Origin of the sequence: Pseudomonas sp. 22072, assembly GCF_052046095.1 — a bacterium.
In the GTDB taxonomy this organism is placed as follows: domain Bacteria; phylum Pseudomonadota; class Gammaproteobacteria; order Pseudomonadales; family Pseudomonadaceae; genus Aquipseudomonas; species Aquipseudomonas paracarnis.
The window spans coordinates 88,682-103,517 of record NZ_JBQEQE010000013.1; the positions used below are offsets into that span (position 1 = coordinate 88,682).

At 60.2% G+C, this 14,836-nt stretch carries 17 protein-coding genes; 8 read left to right on the plus strand and 9 right to left on the minus strand.

Features of this window, described 5'->3' with window-relative positions:
- Positions 1-258: 258 nt before the first annotated feature.
- The 3 genes from ACTJLA_RS15425 to ACTJLA_RS15435 form a co-directional block, all read right to left on the minus strand.
- Positions 259-2,817, minus strand: a complete 2,559-nt coding sequence (locus ACTJLA_RS15425; protein WP_314549413.1) for a TonB-dependent receptor — start codon at positions 2,815-2,817, stop codon at positions 259-261.
- Positions 2,818-2,944: 127 nt separating this feature from the next.
- Positions 2,945-3,913 carry a FecR family protein gene (locus ACTJLA_RS15430; RefSeq protein WP_089041247.1) on the minus strand — a complete coding sequence of 323 codons (969 nt, stop codon included), beginning with the start codon at positions 3,911-3,913 and terminating at the stop codon, positions 2,945-2,947.
- Positions 3,910-4,449 carry an RNA polymerase sigma factor gene (locus tag ACTJLA_RS15435; protein WP_034126541.1) on the minus strand — a complete coding sequence of 180 codons (540 nt, stop codon included), beginning with the start codon at positions 4,447-4,449 and terminating at the stop codon, positions 3,910-3,912. The genes ACTJLA_RS15430 and ACTJLA_RS15435 overlap by 4 nt, the downstream gene beginning before the upstream one ends.
- 168 nt (positions 4,450-4,617) lie before the next feature.
- On the opposite strand from ACTJLA_RS15435, the gene ACTJLA_RS15440 reads away from it, so the two are divergent.
- Positions 4,618-4,950 carry a YegP family protein gene (locus tag ACTJLA_RS15440; protein ID WP_034126542.1) on the plus strand — a complete coding sequence of 111 codons (333 nt, stop codon included), beginning with the start codon at positions 4,618-4,620 and terminating at the stop codon, positions 4,948-4,950.
- 48 nt (positions 4,951-4,998) lie between these two features.
- Here ACTJLA_RS15440 and ACTJLA_RS15445 read toward each other — a convergent pair whose 3' ends face one another.
- Together ACTJLA_RS15445 and ACTJLA_RS15450 are read right to left on the minus strand one after the other, a co-directional pair.
- Positions 4,999-5,877 carry a dihydrodipicolinate synthase family protein gene (locus ACTJLA_RS15445; protein ID WP_314549421.1) on the minus strand — a complete coding sequence of 293 codons (879 nt, stop codon included), beginning with the start codon at positions 5,875-5,877 and terminating at the stop codon, positions 4,999-5,001.
- A gap of 30 nt (positions 5,878-5,907) precedes the next feature.
- Positions 5,908-6,690, minus strand: coding sequence for an aldolase (locus ACTJLA_RS15450; RefSeq protein ID WP_034126544.1), 783 nt, complete (start codon positions 6,688-6,690; stop codon positions 5,908-5,910).
- A 160-nt stretch (positions 6,691-6,850) separates the two neighbouring features.
- On the opposite strand from ACTJLA_RS15450, the gene ACTJLA_RS15455 reads away from it, so the two are divergent.
- A complete protein-coding gene (locus ACTJLA_RS15455) occupies positions 6,851-7,378 on the plus strand; it encodes a helix-turn-helix domain-containing protein (RefSeq protein ID WP_014717336.1) in 528 nt (175 codons plus the stop codon).
- 97 nt (positions 7,379-7,475) lie between these two features.
- On the opposite strand, the gene ACTJLA_RS15460 is transcribed toward ACTJLA_RS15455, so the two are convergent.
- Complete coding sequence (locus tag ACTJLA_RS15460; RefSeq protein WP_198791463.1) at positions 7,476-8,492, minus strand: DUF4917 family protein; 1,017 nt, start codon at positions 8,490-8,492, stop codon at positions 7,476-7,478.
- Positions 8,493-8,615: 123 nt separating this feature from the next.
- Between ACTJLA_RS15460 and yiaY the strand changes: the two genes are divergently transcribed.
- Both yiaY and ACTJLA_RS15470 read left to right on the plus strand, forming a co-directional pair.
- Positions 8,616-9,764, plus strand: a complete 1,149-nt coding sequence (gene yiaY / locus ACTJLA_RS15465) for an L-threonine dehydrogenase (protein ID WP_072446836.1) — start codon at positions 8,616-8,618, stop codon at positions 9,762-9,764.
- A gap of 86 nt (positions 9,765-9,850) precedes the next feature.
- On the plus strand, positions 9,851-10,525 hold the full coding sequence (locus ACTJLA_RS15470) for an epimerase (protein WP_060764400.1): 675 nt from the start codon (positions 9,851-9,853) through the stop codon (positions 10,523-10,525).
- Here ACTJLA_RS15470 and ACTJLA_RS15475 read toward each other — a convergent pair.
- Positions 10,497-10,973: a DMT family transporter gene (locus tag ACTJLA_RS15475; protein WP_054917607.1), complete on the minus strand. Its 477-nt coding sequence runs from the start codon at positions 10,971-10,973 to the stop codon at positions 10,497-10,499. The two genes, ACTJLA_RS15470 and ACTJLA_RS15475, sit on opposite strands and share 29 nt — an antisense overlap.
- Before the next feature lie 77 nt (positions 10,974-11,050).
- Between ACTJLA_RS15475 and ACTJLA_RS15480 the strand changes: the two genes are divergently transcribed.
- The 4 genes from ACTJLA_RS15480 to ACTJLA_RS15495 all read left to right on the plus strand — a co-directional run bounded on the left by ACTJLA_RS15480 (position 11,051) and on the right by ACTJLA_RS15495 (position 13,735).
- Positions 11,051-11,968, plus strand: coding sequence for a LysR family transcriptional regulator (locus ACTJLA_RS15480; protein WP_440841541.1), 918 nt, complete (start codon positions 11,051-11,053; stop codon positions 11,966-11,968).
- Positions 11,969-11,983: 15 nt separating this feature from the next.
- Positions 11,984-12,400 carry a fosfomycin resistance glutathione transferase gene (gene fos, locus ACTJLA_RS15485; protein ID WP_314549444.1) on the plus strand — a complete coding sequence of 139 codons (417 nt, stop codon included), beginning with the start codon at positions 11,984-11,986 and terminating at the stop codon, positions 12,398-12,400.
- A gap of 46 nt (positions 12,401-12,446) precedes the next feature.
- Positions 12,447-13,088 carry a LysE family translocator gene (locus ACTJLA_RS15490; protein ID WP_198791464.1) on the plus strand — a complete coding sequence of 214 codons (642 nt, stop codon included), beginning with the start codon at positions 12,447-12,449 and terminating at the stop codon, positions 13,086-13,088.
- A 119-nt stretch (positions 13,089-13,207) separates the two neighbouring features.
- The gene (locus ACTJLA_RS15495; protein ID WP_003189402.1) at positions 13,208-13,735 is read left to right on the plus strand and encodes a DUF4142 domain-containing protein; all 528 of its coding nucleotides are present in this window, start codon (positions 13,208-13,210) and stop codon (positions 13,733-13,735) included.
- A 91-nt stretch (positions 13,736-13,826) separates the two neighbouring features.
- Here ACTJLA_RS15495 and ACTJLA_RS15500 read toward each other — a convergent pair whose 3' ends face one another.
- On the minus strand, positions 13,827-14,327 hold the full coding sequence (locus ACTJLA_RS15500) for a methylated-DNA--[protein]-cysteine S-methyltransferase (RefSeq protein ID WP_034126552.1): 501 nt from the start codon (positions 14,325-14,327) through the stop codon (positions 13,827-13,829).
- A gap of 97 nt (positions 14,328-14,424) precedes the next feature.
- Positions 14,425-14,757, minus strand: a complete 333-nt coding sequence (locus ACTJLA_RS15505) for a hypothetical protein (protein ID WP_314549450.1) — start codon at positions 14,755-14,757, stop codon at positions 14,425-14,427.
- Between the last annotated feature and the right edge of the window lie 79 nt (positions 14,758-14,836).

Here is a 14,836-nt window from a genome sequence, read left to right on the forward strand (position 1 = left end):
TGGGGGGCCGCCGCCACGCGCCATCCATGGCGCGGGGCGGCTAAACCGGCATCCCTGCCGGTTTACCCCCCAAATCACTGGCGAATTCCGGCCAGCGTGGTTTAACGGGGCGCCTGAGATCAAGATCACAAGCAGATCAAGATCAAGAGCGGCTCGCTTCGCATCGTGGTTACCGGTGGCTGCGGCGAACTGCACAGTTGTGTAGATACCTATGGCTATCGCAGGCAAGCCACACACACATTTGGAATGCGTGTGTGCTTAGAAGAACCGCGTCACGCTGATCTTCGCATCACGCCCCTTGGTGTACGCCCGGTCGCCGCTCAAGGCCGGGCGGAAGTTTTTGTTGAACAGGTTGTCCACCGTGAAGTTCACCTCGGTGCCTTTGAGATATGCCTGCTGCGGTGTCCATTTGGCGAACAGGCCCTGGGTGTTGTAGCGCTTGTTGCCGTACTGGTCGTAGAACACATCGCCGATGCTGGAGCCCGGGCCGCCAGAGTATTTGTCGCTGGGCAGGCGGTCGGTGGCGCCGATGAATTGGCCCATCCAGCCCACCTGGGCATCCCAGGCCGGGATGTGAGTGCCCAGTACCAGTACCCATTTGGTCGGCGGAATATCCCGTGCGGCTACGTCCGGACCCCAGGGATTGGTGTAGGCGCCTTGGTGCTGGCCCTTGGCATAGGCGAACGAGACCGAGCCAAACAGGTAGGTGGAGTTGTAGATCGATTCGAGCTCAACGCCCTTGATGGTCAGGCTGCCGATATTGCGGTAGTTGGACATCGGCCCTGGCGGGCAAGCTGAAGCGATGCTGCCGCCATTGACAGCCTGGTTCTGGCAGCCCACGCCGGTGGCCTTGAAGATCTCGTCTTCGACTTTGTTGTGGAACAGGGTGGTGCGCAGTTGCAGGTTGTCGTCCTGGGCGATCAGGTTATCGAAGCTGGTGATGTTGCCCAGGGTGATCGAGGTGATGCGCTCCGGGTCCAGGTCGACGCTGGTGGCGGTGCGACTGCCCACGCCCTGCACTTCGTATTGTTCGTCGATCACCGGGGCGCGCCAGGTCTGGCTCCAGTTGGCGAACAGCCCCACGTTCGGCGTCACGGTCCAGAACAGCGCCAGGCGTGGTGACCAGCCAGTGTAGGTGCGGTCGCTGTAGTCGTGACCCACTGCCGGGTTGGGGTTGTTGTAGTAGGGCGCATCGTTGCCTTCGCCGCGGTTGCGCACATGGTCGTAGCGCAGCGAAGGCGTGATCGTCACGTCGCCCAAGGTCACCGCGTCCTGGATAAAGAAGCTGTTGGTATCGACTTTGCCGTGGGGCATGAAGCCCGGCTGGAAGTGCCCGTAGTTGTAGCGCGGCGTGTTGTAGGTGGCGCCGGGCATCCACATCTCGGTTTCGCGGGTGTGCTTGCGGATTTGCCCGCCGACCGTCACGGCATGCTGCAAGGGGCCGGTGTCAAACAGGCTGACGTTACGGATATCCAGGAGCTTGTCGGTGTAGGCGGTGTCCATCTTGCGCCCGCCGGTGGCCAACTGGAAAAACGCCGTGGCGTCACGCTCATCGGTCTGCTCGGTGTTGGACTGGGAGTACTTGATGGTCAAGTCCACCAGCGGGTTGTCCAGCGGCTGGTATTCATACTTGCCCGACCAGGTGGTGTCGACCGTGTCACGGTGGGCGAGGAAGCGCTTCAACGCGCCTTCGTAGCCGTAGCGGTCGATGTTGAACTGGGTCGGTGGCGTTGGGTAACTGGCGGCGGAAAACGGGGTCCAGCGGTTGCTGTGGGAGCGCGAGTATGACAGCCCGACACTGTGCTCATCGGTAAAGTGCGCGTTGACCTTGAACAGCTTGCCGTCCACATCCTGGGCGCTGTTGGGCAGGCGCTGGGGGTTGATCGGGTACTCATTGTTGTCGTTGGGCAATTTGGCGGCCACCTTCATATCGCCGCCGTCGCGTTGGGTCAGGTAGGCCAGCGCATCGAAACGGCCGTCGTCGGTACGGCCATAGATGGCACTGCTGTAGACCTGTTCATGGTCGTTGCTGGAGTAGCCATATTTGAGCATCGCACCGCTGTTGCGGCCGTCCTTAAGCAGGTCCGGAGCGTCCTTGGTGACCATGTTGACCGTGCCGCCGAAGCCGCCATTGCCGGTGAACGGCGAGTTGGGGCCTTTTTCCACTTCGATGCGCTTGATCAGCTCGGGCTCGATAAACACCGTGCCTTGCTGGTAACGCTCAAAGCCTGTCTTGGTGGCACCGTCAACGGTCAGCGGCACGTCTTCGGCATCGCCGAAACCACGGATGTTGATGGTCTGGCCGCCGGGCTTCAGCGAGCCGCCCTGGCTGACACCGGGCAAGGTCTGCAACAGGCTGGGAATGTTATTGGACTGGTAACGGTCGATGTCGGCCTGGGTCAGGGTGGAGCGGTTGACGGTGCTGGCGTTTACCTCATTGCCGGTACCGATCACGCTCAGGGTGTCCAACTGGATTGCGCCACCAGTGGTGGTTTTGCCCTCGTCGGGGCGCACCACATAGGTACTGCCGACCTTGATCAGGTTGAGCTCACCGTTTTTGAGCAGGGAACGGATGGCCACTTCCGGGGTGTAGTCACCGTCAAGCGCTGGGGCCTGCACGTTCTTGAGCAGGGTTTCATCGAACAGCAGCTGGATTTTCGCTTGCTGGGCCACCAGGCTCAGGGACGTGGCCAGCGACTGGGCCGGCAGGTGCAGCTTGAACGACTCGGCTTCGGCGCTGAGGCTCAAGGCCAGGCACGTAGCCATGAGTGTCGGTCGAAGAAACAGGTGCGAAGCGTGGCAAGGCGCGCGAAACATGAAATCCCCCGGAGCGGCTAAATAGCCAAAAAGGTGTGCGTATCAAACACAGACAGGAGGAAGACGGGGCAGGCAAAAAAAACCACACATGCGAATGCAAAATATTCTCATGTGTGGTTTCTGCCGTTTATTTGCTCGGCTCGATTCTCATGATGCCATCCGCCGAGAGCACGGTTTTCACTGGCAACAGCGCGGGCAAGGCGTTGAGCAGGGCGTCCGGGTCGCTCACATCAAGGTTGCCCGACACCTTGAGCTGCGCGACGGCCTTGCTGACCTGCAACGGCGTTTGTGGACGGTAGAGGCTAAGTTCGTCGATCAGGCTGGCCAGCTCTCGATTGCGAAACGACAAATGCCCGCTGCGCCAATCGGCGATCTCTTCGGCGCTGAGGCTTTGCGATTGCACGGTGCCTTTGGCGTAGTTGTATGAGGCCCGTTGCTGGGCGTCGAGCAGGGTGACGGGGCTTTCGCCATTTGGCGCGAAAGCGACCTGGCCATGGGCAACGCTGACCACCAATTGCTGCTGCCCACGGCGCACATCGAAAGCCGTGCCCACCACCCGTACGCTCGACTCGCCGGCCTGCACGTAGAGGGGGCGTTCCTTGTCGGCGGCCACTTCGATGTACAGCTGGCCTTTGTCCAGATGCAGCACCCGTTGATGGGCGCTGAAGTCCACGCGGATATGGGTGTTGGCATTCACATACAAGGTGCTGCCATCTGGCAGATTCAAAGTGCGCACGCCCTTGGCATGGGTGGCAACCTGGTTGTGATACAGCTCGCGCGGTGCGCCGATAGAGGTCGCCAGCACGGCGCAGAGCAGAGCGGCCGCCATCGCCAGGGTAGGGCGCCAAAGGCTGGGCTTGCGCTTGGGCAGTGCCAACGGTTTGTTCAGTTGTTGCAACTGGGCGAGGTCGGCCCACAGCTGTTCGAATTCGGCATAGGCGCGCGCATGCGCGGGCACCGCCTGCCAGTCTGCAAAGGCTTTACGGTCGGCGCGGCTTGCTTCGTTGCGGTTGCGTGCAAACCAACTGGCGGCTTGGGCGTCGATGCAATCGCTCGCTTGGCTGTCCAGCGCGTCTGTGTCGCTCGGGCGATTCATTCTGGCTGCTCCGTGCCGGGGGCGGGTTGAAGGCGGCGCTTGCAGTGCAGCAGGGCAAAGGCGATGTGCTTTTCCACCATGCTGGTGGAGATGCCCATGCGCGTTGCTATCTGCGCCTGGCTCAAGCCTTCGAAGCGGTGCAGCATAAGGGCTTCTCGTCGGCGCGGCGAGAGTTCGGCAAGGACTTCTTTCAACTGTTCCAGGCGTTGCAGGCGAAGGGCGGCGGCCATGGGGTCGTTGTGCTCGTCGGTGACCGGCTCGGCATCCATTTCGGCGTGATCAGGGTGGACGGTTTGCCGTACCTTCTGTTTGCGCCAGTGATCGCGCAGCAGGTTGCGCGCCATCTGGAACAGAAACGCCCGTGGCTGCTCGACCTTGGCACGGTCGCGGTAGCCCAGCCATTGGGTAAATACATCCTGGGCCATGTCCGCCGCGTCGCTGGCGTTGTCCGTGCGTTTACGCAGGAAATACAGAATGTCTGCATAAAACCCGCGACAGGCATCGGCCGCCGACGGGTCGGGCTGGGGACGAGACATGGATACCCTTCTTGACGAAGTACGACGTGGAAAAGTCGCGAATGATATCGAGAACTATTGTCATTTGTCTCCAGCTAAATAGATCTCCCGTGTTTGGCTGGAAAAAATTGGGGCATGGCCTTTAATCCTACAAGTTTGGGAGCGATATCCCACTCAAAGGAGAAAGTCATGGCTGGATGGTATGAGTTGAGTAAAAGCAGTAACGGGCAGTTTCGTTTCGTGCTTAAGGCGGCGAACGCAGAAACCATATTGACCAGCGAGCTTTACACCACCCGCGGTGCTACTGAAGCCGGCATTGCTTCAGTGCAGACAAACAGCCCACATGATGAACGTTATGAGAAAAAAGTGGCCAGCAACGGCCAACCGTTCTTCAACCTCAAGGCGGCCAATCATCAAGTGATCGGCAGCAGTGAGCAGTACACCTCTACAGCCGCACGAGACAATGGCATTGCCAGCGTCAAGACCAATGGTCCCAGTGTCACTATCAAGGACAAGACCTGACGGTTGTGCAAGAAGACCTGCACCCGGCTCGCGAGAGCCGGGCGTTTTTTATACCGATGACAGCAACGCTTTGAGCTGTCCGATCCCTGCCTCACCCAACGGGAACACCGGCAAGCGCGGATTACCCACCTCCAAACCGGTCAAGCGCAACCCGGCCTTGATCGTCGCCGGCAGCCCGCCTTTGAGGATGAATTGCAGCAAGGGCAACTGTCGGTAGAACAGCTCCCGCGCCTTGTTCAAATCATCGGCCAGTACGGCCTGATACAAGCTCAGGTTCAGTTGCGGGATCAGGTTCGGCGCCGCGGTGCACCAGCCTTTGGCGCCAGCCGCGAAGGCTTCCAGCGCCAGCGGGTTGCAACCGTTGTAGAACGGCACGTCACTCTGCAGTTTCAACTGGTGCATGCGCTGGATGTCGCCAGTGCTCTCCTTGACCATGGTCACGTTCTCGACCTGCTTGAAGATACGCAGGATCAGCTCCACCGACATGTCGGTGCCGCTGGTGGCCGGGTTGTTGTAAAGCATGATCGGCACGCCGATGCTGTCGCCGATGGCGGCGTAGTGAGCGAGGATTTCCGCGTCACTGAGTTTCCAGTACGAGGCCGGCAGCACCATGACCACATCGGCGCCGTGCTCTTCGGCGTAGCGGGCGCGGCGCACGGCCTTGGCGGTGGTCAGGTCGGACACGCTGACAATGGTCGGCACGCGCTTGGCGACTTTCTTGATGCTGTAGGCGCTGACTTCATCCCACTCGGCATCGCTCAGGTAAGCGCCTTCGCCCGTGCTGCCCAAGGGCGCAATGGCGTGGACGCCGCTGTTGATCAAGCGGTCGATGGAGTGCCCGAGGGCATCGAGGTCAACGCGCTGGCCGTCGGCGCTGAAGGGCGTGATGGTGTAGCCGATGATGCCGTGAATGGTTGGGTTGGACATGGGGGAAACTCCGGTCGAAAAGGGGGGCAATCAGTTCAGGCAATCGGCGTGCTTGCGCAGGTTTTGCCGGGCGTAATAGTTGAACGCGGCGCCGTGGCGTTTGGGTTTGGAGATCCAGTCGTGGGCCTCGCGCCCCAGCTCCGGCAGGATCGGTTTGACGGTACCAGCAGACATCGCCAGCAACTGCAACTTGGCAGCCCGTTCGATCAACTGCGCAATCACGCAGGCTTCTTCGATGCTGGCCCCGGTGGACAACTGGCCGTGGTGCGAGAGCAGAATGGCGCGCTTGTCGCCCAGGGCCGCGGTGATGATTTCCCCTTCTTCATTGCCCACCGGCACGCCGGGCCAGGCCTCCAGGAACGCGCAGTCTTCGTACAGCGGGCAAAGGTCCATGTGCGACACCTGCAACGGCACTTCCAGCATCGACAGCGCGGCAATGTGCGTGGGGTGTGTGTGGATGATGCAGTTTACATCCGGGCGGCCGCGGTACACCCAGGTGTGAAAACGGTTGGCGGGGTTGGGAATGCCATGGCCTTCCAGTACTTCGAGGTCTTCGTTGACCAGCAACAGATTGCTGGCGGTGATTTCGTCAAAGCCCAGGCCCAGTTGCTGGGTGTAGTAGGTGCCGGGCGTCGGCCCACGTGCGGTGATCTGCCCGGCCAGGCCGGAGTCGTGGCCGTACTCGAACAGGATTCGGCAGGTCAGCGCCAGCTTTTGCCGGTCGGTCCACGTATTATCTGCCAGGCTGTTTTGCATCTGGCTCAGTGCTTGCTTGACCAGTTGGTCTTTTGGGAGTGCTAATGTCTTGGCCATATCGGTGTCCTTTGGGTGGTTCAATGGACGTCGGATTTGCTGGTCGCCCGCTGCTCGCAAGGTCGTTGGGTGAATGCAAATGACACTAAAGATGCTATATGACACTTTGTGTCATTGGCAAGCCTGTCTCATCGCTTTCTGCAGGGATTAACCGCAGCACATGTCTATCCGCTTGAAAATATTAAGAAAAAAACTTGGCGTGACCCTGGAGGCCTTGGCCGAAAAATCCGGGATGACCAAGAGTTACCTGTCGAAAGTCGAACGCGGGCTTAATACGCCATCCATCGCTGCGGCGTTGAAACTTGCCAAGGCGTTGAACGTGAAGGTCGAAGAACTGTTCAGCGAAGACAACGTCAGCCTCGACAGCTACAGCCTGGTGCGTAGCCATGAGCGGCCCGACACCTCGCCGGGTTATGCGGTGCTGGCCCATCAAGTCAGCGAGCGCAGCCTGTTGCCGTTCATCATCTACCCGCCGGCGGAGTTCACCGACAAGACCTTCAAGGAGCACCTGGGGGAGGAGTTTTTATTCGTGCATGAAGGCCAGGTGGAAGTGGATTTCATGAGTGAGCGCGTGCTGTTGGCGCGCGGTGATGCGCTGCATTTCAACGCGCAGAAACCCCACCGGATTCGCTCGGTGGGAGAGGTGCAGGCGCAGTTGCTGGTGGTGGTGCACAGCGCTGAGGAGTGAGACTGAGCCCGACTTGAAATGCATTCAATGTGGGAGCTGGCTTGCCTGCGATAGCGGTTTANCCGCCATCGCAGGCAAGCCAGCTCCCACATTTTGCTCAGCGTTCTACAGGGACGGACAATGCCGGATTGCCCAGTGGGTGCGTACGCGCGGTAAAGAACCTCAGTTCCACATTAGAGCCCTCGAACAGCTCCAGATACCGCCGCTTCTGCTGACGAACAAAGCCATCACTGCGCCCCGACACCGAGATCGCCAAGGTGCTGATGCTGGCCTGGCCGATAGCATCCACCAGGTGTTTATCCTGCGGCCCCAAGTCATGGCCGAAGATGCACAGCGCGCCTTCATGGCTCAACAGCTGTTCATAACAGAACGACAGATAATCCGAACTGCGGATACTTTTGAGTTTCTCCTCCACCTTGCCTTCACTGACAAACAGCGGCACATCGTCGAGGGTCTTGATCGTGTTGTTGATGGCAAAACTGCTGAGCAGGGTGCTGTCGGTGGACGGCAATTTGCGCGCCGTGCCGTCGAGGTTGCGCACCAGGTGCAGGCCGCCGTGCAGGTACAGGATGCGGGTGATGTCGGTGCGCGTATTGCGCAGGTCGAAGCTTGAGTCGGCGCTGCGAAACAGGTCGTCGATACCCGGTGCGTGCAGGGTCGCCCAGTAGTTGAGCAAATCGTAGTTACTGGTGAAGACGGTGGCGTAGGTGGCCAGCTCCGCGTTGATCGTCGCCAGCGTCGACGGTTGCACCAGGCGCCAGGGAATGTGCACGGCATGGATGGTGTTGATCAGTGCTTCCTTGATCGCGTAGTAACGGTTACGCGGCGCCGCCGAGCTGACCGCCAGGGCCTTGTTGACCCGGCTGGTGGTTTTCAAGGCGCCCAAGGCTTGCTCGAAACTGCGGGTTTGCAAGGCGTCGAACACGCTGAGCTCGGAGGCGCTCAGGGGTTTTTCTTCGACGGTACGGGCGTTTTCGAACAGCGAGTCGTAGGCAAAGTCTTCCCAGATCGTGCGGCTGGCGCCGTTGCCGATCAGAATCCCGCTGAAGTCGACGGCAGCGCGCAGGGCGCTCCAGTCTTCAAGGTGGGCGTCAATATCCTGGAAATCCTTCATTGCGGCGGGTCTACTCGAAATCGGCTGGGGGGTGACTTTATCACGAGCCGGCATTGATCCTGATCAAGATGCGCCACGCGGTACAGGTTGATTCTGTCGGCATAAAGCCTTTGAGGATTGATCATGAGCAGCACGTTCTTTATCCCCGCCGTCAACATCATGGGCATCGATTGCCTCGACGAAGCGATGACCGCCATCCGCAACTACGGCTTTGGCAAGGCGTTGATCGTCACCGACGTCGGCCTGGCCAAAGCCGGTGTGGCCGGCATGATCGCCGAGAAGCTGGCGATGCAGGATATCGACTCAGTGATCTACGACGGCGCCAAGCCCAACCCCAGCGTGGAAAACGTCGAAAAAGGCCTGGCGTTACTGCAACAGAGCGCCTGCGATTTCGTCGTGTCCCTGGGCGGCGGTTCGCCCCATGACTGCGCCAAGGGCATTGCCCTGTGCGCCACCAACGGTGGGCGTATCGGCGACTATGAAGGCGTGGACCGATCGAGCAAGCCGCAACTGCCGCTGGTAGCCATCAATACCACCGCTGGCACGGCCAGCGAGATGACGCGTTTTTGTATCATCACCGACGAAAGCCGCCACGTAAAAATGGCCATCGTCGACCGCAATGTCACGCCGTTGCTGTCGGTCAACGACCCGGCCCTGATGGTCGGCATGCCCCAGGGCCTCACCGCCGCCACGGGCATGGATGCGCTGACCCACGCCATCGAAGCTTACGTGTCCACCGCTGCGACACCGATCACCGACGCCTGCGCGATCAAGGCCATCGAATTGATCAGCGTCAACCTGCGTCTGGCGGTGCGCGACGGCACTGACAAGGCCGCACGGGAAAACATGGCCTACGCGCAATTCCTCGCCGGTATGGCCTTCAACAACGCGTCCCTGGGTTTCGTGCATGCCATGGCCCACCAACTGGGCGGCTTGTACGACTTGCCCCACGGCGTGTGCAACGCGGTGCTATTGCCCCATGTACAAAGCTTCAATGCCAGCGTCTGCGCCAAACGCCTGAGCGACGTGGGCCGGGCCCTTGGCGCAGATATCAAGGGCATCACCGCCGAGGAGGGCGCCCAGGCTGCCATCGCGGCGATTCGTCGGTTGTCACAGGACGTGGAAATCCCTGCGGGCTTGCGTGAGCTTGGCGCTAAGTTGCAGGACATTCCGTTGCTGGCCAGCAATGCGTTGAAAGATGCCTGCGGGCTGACCAACCCGCGGCGGGCGGACCAGCGTCAGATTGAGGAGATCTTTCGTAGCGCTTTTTGATAGGGGCAGCCTATGGCAGCACGCGGTAAGCTACACGCTCAATGCATTCAAGCATCAAGCGTGCGGCGTGCCGCTGAGGTCCCTTCATGAGAGTTCTGTTATTCGGCGCCACCGGCATGGTGGGCCAGGGTGTGCTGCGCGAGTGCCTGCTGGCGGTCGATGTGCAGGAAGTGGTGGCCGTCGGCCGCACGCCCTTGACCCAGGAGCATGGCAAGCTGCATCAGGTGTTGCACAACGACATGCTGGATTTCCACCCCCTGGAAAACCTGCTGCAGGGTTTTGATGCATGTTTCTTCTGCCTGGGTGTTTCGTCGGCGGGCATGAAGGAGGCGCGCTATACCCACCTCACCTATGACCTGACCCTCGTGGCGGCCAGCACCCTGGCGCGGCTCAATCCGCAGATGACCTTTATCTATGTGTCCGGCGCCGGCACGGACAGTTCCGAAGCCGGCAAGTCGATGTGGGCGCGGGTCAAGGGCAAGACCGAAAATGCCTTGCTGCGCTTGCCGTTCAAGGCGGTGTATCTGTTCCGCCCCGGGATCATCCAGCCGTTGCACGGTGTGCGCTCGAAGACGCCGTTGTACCAATCCTTCTACAGCGTGCTTGGGCCGGTGCTTTCGTTTGTGCGGCGACTGAAACCGGATTGGGTGGTGAGCACCGAGACCGTCGGCCGTGCGATGTTGCAGGCGGCCAGCCAAGGCGCGCCGCAGCCCGTGGTGGAGCAGGCCCAGATCAATCGCCTGGCGGCTGAGCGCCGCTGAGCTGAATCAGCGCAACGCCGCTGATCAGCAGTAACGCGCCCAACGCCCGGGAGGTTGTCAACTGACGTTCCACCAGGCCGAACAGGCCGAAATGGTCCAGCAGCAACGACGCGAGAATCTGCCCGGCCATGGCCAGCGCAATGAAGCCCGATGCGCCGAGCTTGGGCAGCAGCATCAACGCCAATGAAATAAAACACACGCCAAAGGCACCACCGGCCCACATCCACAACGGTGCCTTGCTGATAAAGGCCAGGCTCGGCAGGGGTAAACGCATCGCCACAATCACCGGCAGCAGCACGATGATGCTCACCAGTAACGACGCCAGGGTGGCCCACAACGGATGGCCGAGCCCGCGCCCGAGGTTGGCGTTGATCGCACTCTGAAACGGCACTACCGCGCCGGCTAACACCGCCAGCGCTAACAAACCTACCCAATGCAACACAGTCATCTCGACGCTCCCAAAGGTTTTGCTGGACTCTAGGGTATTCGTCGCGCAAATTTAAATTCCAAATTCTTATGCTGGACATGCAGTTGATGAATGATCTGCGCCGCGTCGACCTTAACCTGCTGGTGATCCTCGACGCTTTGCTCAGCGAGCAACACGTCACCCGCGCCGCCGAGCGCCTGCACCTGAGCCAGCCGGCGGTCAGCCATGCGTTGGCACGGCTGCGCGATATGCTGGGCGACCCGCTGCTTATGCGTCAGGGCGGCACACTGGTGCCAACCGCCCGCGCCCTGGAATTGGCGGCGCCATTGACCGAAGCTCTGGCCCAGGTGCAGGCATTACTGGCGCCGAATCGTTTTGACCCCACTTCTGCCAAGCGCCGCTTTCGTGTGGCGATGTCGGACTACAGCGCGGCGATATTCCTGCCCGGTTTGGTTCGCGTCCTACGCCATGAAGCGCCCGGTATCGACTTGCAGATCATCCAGGCCAGCCGCGAAGGCATGGTTGAGGGTGTGCTCAATGGCGATCTCGATCTGGCTGCGGGCGTATTCCCCGACATGCCCGCCGAACTGCGTACTACGCCGCTGTTCGAAGAGCATTACACCTGCCTGGTCGACCCCACCAGCCTTGCGCCCAACGGAGTGCTGGACCTGCCGACATATCTGTCACGCCCCCATGTGCTGCTGGAGATGCGCGGCAGCGGCACGCCAGAAATCGAACGGGCGCTGACGGCCATTCGTGAACGCCGCCACGTGGCGATCAGCCTGCCGCACTGGAGCGTGGCGCCGCAGTTGATCCAGGGCACGGACCTGATTCTGACGGTGTCGTCCCGGGGTTTGATGAATATCGACGCTCGGCAATTGCTGGCCGTGCCACCGCCGTTTCATATTCCGTCGTTTGCCTTTGAGCTGGCCTGGCATACGCGGCGGGGGGGGGATGTGGGGTTGCAGTGGTTGATTGGCAGGGTGGTGGGTGTATTGTCCGCAGACCCACGATAACGCGAGAACACCTAGATGCTCAGCGGTTTCAACCACCTGACCCTGGCCGTCACCGATGTGCCGCGCAGCGTCAGTTTCTATCACGACCTGCTGCGCCTGCAGCTCGACGCAACCTGGGATAACGGTGCCTACCTCTCACTGCCTGGGCTTTGGCTGTGCCTGTCGCTGGACCCGTTGCGCTCGGCTGCTCCGGCGATGGATTACACCCACTATGCCCTTACTATCGATGCTGCTGATTTCATTGCCTTGGTCGAACGCCTGCGCGCCGCCGGCGTACAGGAGTGGCGAGACAACCGCAGTGAAGGCGCATCGTTTTATTTTCTCGATCCCGACGGCCATAAGCTGGAGGCTCATGTCGGCGATCTGGCCTCGCGGCTGCAAGCCTGTCGCGCCCGGCCCTATGCTGGAATGAAGTTTTACCCACCGCGCTGAAACATGCAGAATCGTTCACCTTCAAGCGTCTGTCGGAGCGTCTACCATGACCCCATCCTTGCTGTTCGCCGTACTGGCTTCGGGTTTTATCTACGGCATTACCCCTGGCCCCGGTGTCCTGGCCGTATTCGGCATCGGTGCGGCCCGTGGCCGGCGTGCCGGGGCAGGATTCTTGTGCGGTCATCTGCTCGGCGATGTGGTGTGGTGCAGCACGGCGCTGATTGCCATCGTTGGTGCGCGGGAAGTCGGCAGCAGTGCGTTTGACGTACTCGGTGTACTCAGTGGAATGTATTTGTTCTGGCTCGGCTGGCGTGCGATCCGTACCCAACGCCGCAACAGCGACGCTCCTCAGGGCGCGGCGCGCCATCCGTTCTGGCACGGTATTCTGTTTGGCTTGACCAACCCCAAGGCCTACCCGGTTGCCGTGGCGACGTTCACCGCGTTGCTGTCCAGCCGGGCCGAGTTGTTGACTTGGTCGATGCTGCCGACCTTGATCCTGCTGAGCTTTATCGGTGGTTTGCTGGCCTACGCGATCCTGATCGGCGTGGTGGGTGCACGACGGGTGCGCACGCTGTATCAACGCCATGAAATCCTGATCACCAAACTCTGCGGCGTGATGTTTATCGGCTTCGCCCTCAATGCCCTGGCGCACGCATTGCCGGGCCTGTTCGGCAGCAAACCGGCCTGAGGTGACGAAGACCGTTCGTCGCCCAGGTAAGTTTTTTCTAAACCTTTACCGTCCTGAAAATTCGAATTCAGGGCGGGTTATATGCTCCCGCGCCTATTTTTGCCCTGGAGGAACCCATCATGAGCCGCATGGCTATCCGGTTACGCACCGCCAGTTTCGCGATGCTGCTGGGCCTCGGCGCCAGCAATGCTTTCGCCCAGTCGCCTGCAGAATTCATCGAGCAGGCTTCGGCCAAAGGTATGGCCGATATCGAAACCAGCCGCATGGCCCACGCCAAGACCTCGTCCCAGGAAATCAAGGACTACACCATTGAGGTCATCAACGAGCGCACGCTGGCCAACCAGCACTTGGCGGCGATCGCCAAGAAGCTTGATTTGCCAGTGGCCCCACGGGAGAAGATCGTTGATAAGGCCGAAACCCTGATGCCTGAACTCAAGGACGGCGATTCGTTTGACGCTGCCTATACCGCGCAGCAGGTCAAGGAGAACGAAGACGCCATTGCCCTGTTCCAGAAAGAAGGTGCGGCGTCGGATGTGCCAGAGATAAAGGCATTGGTAGATGAGACGCTGCCCAAGCTCGAAGAGCGCTTGCAAAAAGCCCGGGCCCTGGCGTCGACCTACGGTAAGGGCCATCAAGGCGACGGTTGAGGCCCCTGCCCGATCTGAAAAACGGCGGTTGGAGGGGACTCCCACCGCCGTTTTCATGCCGGGTTTCAGACTGGGTGTGGGTCAATGCCGCCTATAACGCCAGTTCCGTCTGGCCTGTGCCTTCAAGTGCGAGTAAATACTGCTTGGCTGCCAACCCGCCCGCGAACCCGGTCAGTCCGCCCGAGGCGCCGATCACCCGGTGACATGGCGCAATGATTGAAATGGGGTTGCGCCCATTCGCGGCGCCGACGGCGCGCACGGCTTTGGGGTTGCCGATCTGCTGTGCGATCTGGCTATAGCTGCGGGTTTCGCCGAAGGGAATGGTCAGCAGTGCTTGCCAGACTTGCTTCTGGAAGTCAGTGCCGGTGAAGTCCAGTTCCAGTTCGAAGTGGTTACGCTTTCCGGTGAAGTATTCCTGCAATTGGCGCTCGGTTTCCAAGAGCACTGGGCTGTCGTCGGCTTCGATCAATTCACCCAGGCGCACGCGATTGGCACGTTCTACTTCCCAGAGGATGGCGTTGAGTTTGCCATCCCGTGCCACCAGGGTGAGTTCACCGACAGGGGAAGGCATGAGCTTGTACTGGTAGTCCATGAGCAGTTTCCTTGAAGGGCGTTGATGGGGACCACGCCACTGTAGTTCCACCAAGGGGGTTGGGAACTACGTTTCTTGCGGTCAAATTCTTGTCCAACTAGACATTCCAGTAAACCCAGCTGGAATAATGGGGGGACCAGTAGAGCCAGGCGATAATGTAAAGGGCCTTGAGTACTGACGCTGTACCTAACATGACCATAGAAATGACGTTGAGCAGGGTGACAAACAAAGCGAACACAGCCACGCGTGGGGTTGCGTGACGCCAGGCAAACCTCACGCCATACGCTGAGGCGGCAATCACTCCTGACTCCAGCAATAATCCGAGGGGGAAGGGCAGCCGTACAAACGAGACCAGCAGCGGCAAAACCAACACCCAGCCGGCTACTTGGCACAGGATGGTTTTGGGTGTGGCTTTTTTGGTGTCCAGCATTGCCATGTTTCCAAGCTCTGGGCCGATGAGCCTACATTATCGTGAGGTGTTGCCGGTCTTCCTGTAAGACTTTGTTTAG

Coding starts and splice junctions, on each gene's coding strand:
- ACTJLA_RS15495 (WP_003189402.1), top strand. CDS start 13,208: ATGAGCCGCATGGCTATCCGGTTACGCACCGCCAGTTTCGCGATGCTG.
- ACTJLA_RS15440 (WP_034126542.1), top strand. CDS start 4,618: ATGGCTGGATGGTATGAGTTGAGTAAAAGCAGTAACGGGCAGTTTCGT.
- fos (WP_314549444.1), top strand. CDS start 11,984: ATGCTCAGCGGTTTCAACCACCTGACCCTGGCCGTCACCGATGTGCCG.
- yiaY (WP_072446836.1), top strand. CDS start 8,616: ATGAGCAGCACGTTCTTTATCCCCGCCGTCAACATCATGGGCATCGAT.
- ACTJLA_RS15460 (WP_198791463.1), bottom strand. CDS start 8,492: ATGAAGGATTTCCAGGATATTGACGCCCACCTTGAAGACTGGAGCGCC.
- ACTJLA_RS15480 (WP_440841541.1), top strand. CDS start 11,051: ATGCAGTTGATGAATGATCTGCGCCGCGTCGACCTTAACCTGCTGGTG.
- ACTJLA_RS15490 (WP_198791464.1), top strand. CDS start 12,447: ATGACCCCATCCTTGCTGTTCGCCGTACTGGCTTCGGGTTTTATCTAC.
- ACTJLA_RS15500 (WP_034126552.1), bottom strand. CDS start 14,327: ATGGACTACCAGTACAAGCTCATGCCTTCCCCTGTCGGTGAACTCACC.
- ACTJLA_RS15470 (WP_060764400.1), top strand. CDS start 9,851: ATGAGAGTTCTGTTATTCGGCGCCACCGGCATGGTGGGCCAGGGTGTG.
- ACTJLA_RS15425 (WP_314549413.1), bottom strand. CDS start 2,817: ATGTTTCGCGCGCCTTGCCACGCTTCGCACCTGTTTCTTCGACCGACA.
- ACTJLA_RS15435 (WP_034126541.1), bottom strand. CDS start 4,449: ATGTCTCGTCCCCAGCCCGACCCGTCGGCGGCCGATGCCTGTCGCGGG.
- ACTJLA_RS15475 (WP_054917607.1), bottom strand. CDS start 10,973: ATGACTGTGTTGCATTGGGTAGGTTTGTTAGCGCTGGCGGTGTTAGCC.
- ACTJLA_RS15505 (WP_314549450.1), bottom strand. CDS start 14,757: ATGCTGGACACCAAAAAAGCCACACCCAAAACCATCCTGTGCCAAGTA.
- ACTJLA_RS15445 (WP_314549421.1), bottom strand. CDS start 5,877: ATGTCCAACCCAACCATTCACGGCATCATCGGCTACACCATCACGCCC.
- ACTJLA_RS15450 (WP_034126544.1), bottom strand. CDS start 6,690: ATGGCCAAGACATTAGCACTCCCAAAAGACCAACTGGTCAAGCAAGCA.
- ACTJLA_RS15455 (WP_014717336.1), top strand. CDS start 6,851: ATGTCTATCCGCTTGAAAATATTAAGAAAAAAACTTGGCGTGACCCTG.
- ACTJLA_RS15430 (WP_089041247.1), bottom strand. CDS start 3,913: ATGAATCGCCCGAGCGACACAGACGCGCTGGACAGCCAAGCGAGCGAT.